Raw genomic sequence first — 4,195 nt, 5'->3', positions numbered from 1 at the left:
AATGACGGCTACGCCGCCACCGGCGGCATCGTGCGGGTGCGCGCCATCGATGCGCTTATCGGCATCACCTCGCTGTCGCGCCAGCAGCGCGAGGCAGGTCTGCGCTACCGCGAGGATTTCCGCTGCAGCCAGCAGGCTGATGTCAAGCCGATGCGCTGGACCGAGCGCGTCGACGGCGGCCGCGATGGCGGCGGCATCGCCGACAGTGTGCTCGACGCCGGCAGGGCCTATGCCGCCGCCACAAGAGCGCTAGGCCATTGGGAGGTGGCCGCCGTGGTGCGACAAGTCTGCTGCGCGGACGGTTCCCTCAAGCGCCTGTCCGAGCAGACCGGCGAAGGCCGGAACGTGGTGACGAAGCTCCTGAAGGTGGGGCTGGATTTGTTGGCAGTGCATTACGGGATGATGATGAGGCGGTGAGGGGTGAAATGGATCCGACCGGCGATGCCTGCCGGATCGGTGATCAAGCCCGTTCCACAGATTCGCAAGATGTGATGAACAATGCGGACCGGGCGCAGATACCCAGGCGCCTAAAACAAGGCCCGCTCCAATGGCCCCGCCAGTGTCTCGGCAAAGCCCGTCGCCAGATGGTGCCTGTCACGAAACGCCAGCTTGCCTGATATGACGACGTGGCAGGTGGTCGGGCCGCAGAATTGGTTGGTGAGGTCGATGTAGCGGGTGTCGGGCACGCTGGTCACCACGGCGCGCTCGGCGGCGGCGGTGCTATCGTTGGCGGCTTCGGCTCTTGGCGTGTCGCAGTGCGGCGAGGGTGCCTCGCGCCACCACAGGGTGCGCGCCACGCAGGAGCCGGCGAAGCTGGCGTTGATCGGCGTGTCGCGGATAACAGCCGTCTCGACACCGGCCCGGCTGAAGGCCTGCAAGGTCGAGCGCAGGCCGGCCTGCCAGCGCGCTACTTCAGCGGTGCGTTCGGCCGCGGGCAGGTCACGGATCAGATTGCCGATGGAAAATTCGGAGATCACCACCAGGCGCGGCTTGTGGCGGATGATCTCTGATATGGCCTGCTCGCGCCAGGCGTCGCATTCGGTGTAGTCGCGCTTCAGCACCGTGTTGAAGGTGGAGAGCCGCGAAGCGCGGCACGATGATTTGAGATAGGTGATGATCTTTGTGTCGTTGCGCCTGGCTGCTTCGATCAGCGGCGTCGACCACTGGTCGGCGTGCGAATCGCCGAACAGCACGATGGTGCGGGTGGCGTCGGCCGGGCCGAACATGCAGGGTTTCGGCGTCACCGTTTGGAAGTCGGCCAGGCAGTTCTTGTCGACAGCTCGCGCGATGGAAGGTCTTTCGACCGCCTGCTCGATGCCGCGCTGCTCGGGGCCGATATTGCGCGTGGCCAGATGCGCGTTGGCATAGGCGACCGCCACGCCGGTGCCGGTCAGCATCAGCGCGGGAACCAGCACAAGGCCGGGAAAAGCGCGAAGCGGTTTTGCGCCTGGAATGGCCTTGGGAAAGGCGCGGGCGCCTACCGCCATCCAGGCGCCGCGCCGCGCCGGGTCTTCGATCAAATGATAGGTGAGCACCGACAGCGCGAGCGCCAGCACGCCACAGCCAAGGCGCTGCGGCACGGAAAGCTCCGGCGCCAGCATCCCGGCATAGACGATGACCGGCCAATGCCAGAGATAGAGCGAATAGGAGAGCGTGCCGATCCATTGCAAGGGCGGCAGGGACAAAGCGGCGGCCGGGCCAAGGGCTTGCCAGCCGGTCCGCCTGTTGGTCTGCGGCCCGCCGATGCCGCTCAGCAGCACCAGCACGGTGCCCGCCACCGGCAGCAACGAGTACCAGCCGGGGAAGGGCAGGTCCTCGCTCAACAGGAGATAGGCGGTCGCGATCAGCGCCAGGCCGAGCCAGCCAAGTGCTGCCCGCAGCCAGATGCGGTGCTGCAGCAAAGCCATGGGGACCAGCGTCGCCAGGCCGCCGGCGGCGAACTCCCAGGCGCGCAGCGGTGAAAAATAGAAGGCCCAGGCCGGCGCCGCGCTGGTCAGCCACTGGCAGGCGGCGAAGGAGGCAAGGCCGGCAACGCCGATCACGGCTGCGGCCGTTCGCCGGCCCGGCCGCAGCCAGGCGGCCAGCAGAAGCAGCGCCGGCCAGGCCAGATAGAACTGCTCCTCCACCGACAACGACCAGAAGTGGATGAAGGGATTGCTGGTGGCGTCGGCGGCGAAATAGTCGAACGACCAGCGCAGCAGCCACAGATTGATGGAATAGGCGGAGGCGAACATGGCGCCGCGCGAATAGAGCGCCTGCTCCTGCGGCGCCAGGATGAAGTAGCCGGCGGCCAGCGTAACCAGGATGACGAATAAAGCTGCCGGCAGAAGCCGCCGCGCGCGCCTGGCATAGAAGCGCCAAAGGTCGAGCCGGCCGGTCTCGCCGATCTCCTGCATGAGATGGGTTGTTATCAGCCAGCCCGAGATGACGAAGAAGATGTCGACGCCGGCAAAGCCGCCGGGGAGCGCGGTGAGGCCGAAATGGTAGGCGACGACACCGCCGACGGCGAGCGCGCGCAATCCTTGTATGTCCGGCCGGAACGATGCTGCCACGACGGCTCCTTCGTGCAAGGCCCAGCCCCTGCGCAACGTCGGCCGGGCAGGCTGATATCGCAATGCAACAAATTTATCGCAGTGCAACATAGAGCAATTTTATCGCGGTGCAACATAGCAGGAATGGGAAATGGGCCGGCGCGCCGGCCGGGCTTGATCGTTGCGTGGCTTGATCGTTGCGTGGCGGGCTTGTCCGTGCGCCCCGCGGCAGACGCAAAACAGCCCCGCGAAGGGGCTGTTTCTCATCGGGCCGCTGGATTGCTACTTGCTGCCGCCGTTCGCTTTCACGCTGCTGCAGAATTCCGGATGGCTGTTGGCCGCAGTGGCGTCCTTCGCCTCGTCCTCGCAGGCCTTCATCATCGCGGTCTGGTCGTCCGGCGTAAGGGCCTTCCAGGCCTTCACGAAATCGTCGTCGCTGACCATCGTCTTCCTGCTGGAGTCGGTGTAGAAGGGCTGCATCTTGGCCGGATCGTCGAGAGCCGACGTGCCGGTGTCGCTCGCGGCAAGCGCCGTACCGGCAACCATCGAGAGCGTCATCGCGCCGAAACAGATCATCTTGATGTTCATGGCGGTACTCCTCCTGTTGCTTTGGGATCGTCGAAGCAACGATCAGCTGGAAAACGACAGGTTTGGGTGAAAGTTCCGGGGTTTTTTGCGCAAAAATCCCGAAACGAAGAAAAATATAGTCGAAAAACTTGAAACTTTCCCCGATTTTTCCCGTAAGAAGCGAGTTTATCGGGTCTCTCGTGCGAGACTGACCACCAGCCGATCGACACTGGGGTCGTCGAGACTGACGATATGGGCCATCTGCAGCGCTCGCCTCATGCTGATCCTGGCGACGTCCTGCCGCATGATGACGGATACAAAGGCCGGCCCTGATCCGGTGAGGACGATCGCCCTGCCTACCAGAACCGGTTCGGAGATGGGAGCCCACTGCACGGTCATGATTGAGGGCTCGGTGGTCTGGCGCCGGTTGATGCCGGTGAAATAAATCCAGTTCAGGCGCGAGATCGCCACGCCGTAATGGTTGCCGGGTATTCTCGAGCCACCCCGGCCATCGCCCGAAGCCCAGCGCGTCACCCGCCTGAAGGTGACGAGATCGGCCTCGCGCCGCACGAAGGTGACCGAGCGCATCAAAAAGTCGGGTCGGCCGGGCATCGAAAAATAGGTGAAATATGTGCCTCCGGCGATGGCGGGCGACGGCGGCCGCACCATGTTTTCGTACAGGGCCTGGCGCAGCGTTGCGTTGCCGTCGCTCTTGGCTGCCGCGGCGGCCGGCTCACGATACAGCTCATTCTCATCGATCTTGAAATAGTCGCAGATCAGCCTTGCGGTGGCTTTGTTGGGAACCGCCTTGCCTTGCAGATAGCGCTCGAACTGGGTGCGATTGATGCCAAGCTCACGGCACACCGCGCTGACGGAAGCGTGGCGTTGGACCAGCCGCCTGAGATTGGCGGCGAGATTCTCGCGAATTGGCACGACATCTCCCCGACAGACGTACGGACCAGTATTCAAGCGATTGCTTATATACAGTTGCATGCCGTGGCGGCGGCGCGAAGATGGACCTTTGGCCAATAGGCAACGACCCGGTGGCGCGTAGACTGTACGATTCTGACAGTCCGGCTATGCAAGCCGTGTAAATG

4 protein-coding genes are annotated in these 4,195 nt (G+C 64.1%); 1 reads left to right on the top strand and 3 read right to left on the bottom strand.

The features are described 5' to 3' along the window. Window positions 1-417: DUF6456 domain-containing protein (locus EN893_RS21400; RefSeq protein ID WP_128361758.1), on the top strand; the 417-nt coding region annotated here is incomplete at its 5' end. A gap of 110 nt (window positions 418-527) precedes the next feature. On the opposite strand, the gene EN893_RS21395 is transcribed toward EN893_RS21400, so the two are convergent. The 3 genes from EN893_RS21395 to EN893_RS21385 form a co-directional block, all read right to left on the bottom strand. Then, the gene (locus EN893_RS21395) at window positions 528-2,552 is read right to left on the bottom strand and encodes an acyltransferase family protein (RefSeq protein ID WP_127272599.1); all 2,025 of its coding nucleotides are present in this window, start codon (window positions 2,550-2,552) and stop codon (window positions 528-530) included. Window positions 2,553-2,813: 261 nt separating this feature from the next. Next, on the bottom strand, window positions 2,814-3,119 hold the full coding sequence (locus EN893_RS21390) for a hypothetical protein (protein ID WP_127270646.1): 306 nt from the start codon (window positions 3,117-3,119) through the stop codon (window positions 2,814-2,816). Between the two features lie 165 nt (window positions 3,120-3,284). Next, a complete protein-coding gene (locus EN893_RS21385; protein WP_127270648.1) occupies window positions 3,285-4,031 on the bottom strand; it encodes a helix-turn-helix transcriptional regulator in 747 nt (248 codons plus the stop codon). Window positions 4,032-4,195: the final 164 nt, after the last annotated feature.

The organism is Mesorhizobium sp. M7A.F.Ca.CA.004.04.2.1 (genome assembly GCF_004022825.1).
In the GTDB taxonomy this organism is placed as follows: domain Bacteria; phylum Pseudomonadota; class Alphaproteobacteria; order Rhizobiales; family Rhizobiaceae; genus Mesorhizobium.
The sequence above is the reverse complement of the archived record's forward strand: the minus strand, read 5'-3'. Positions and strand labels throughout refer to the sequence as shown.

Bases quoted from the DNA above. Each gene is read 5' to 3' on its own strand.
- EN893_RS21390 (WP_127270646.1), bottom strand. From the start codon at position 3,119: ATGAACATCAAGATGATCTGTTTCGGCGCGATGACGCTCTCGATGGTT.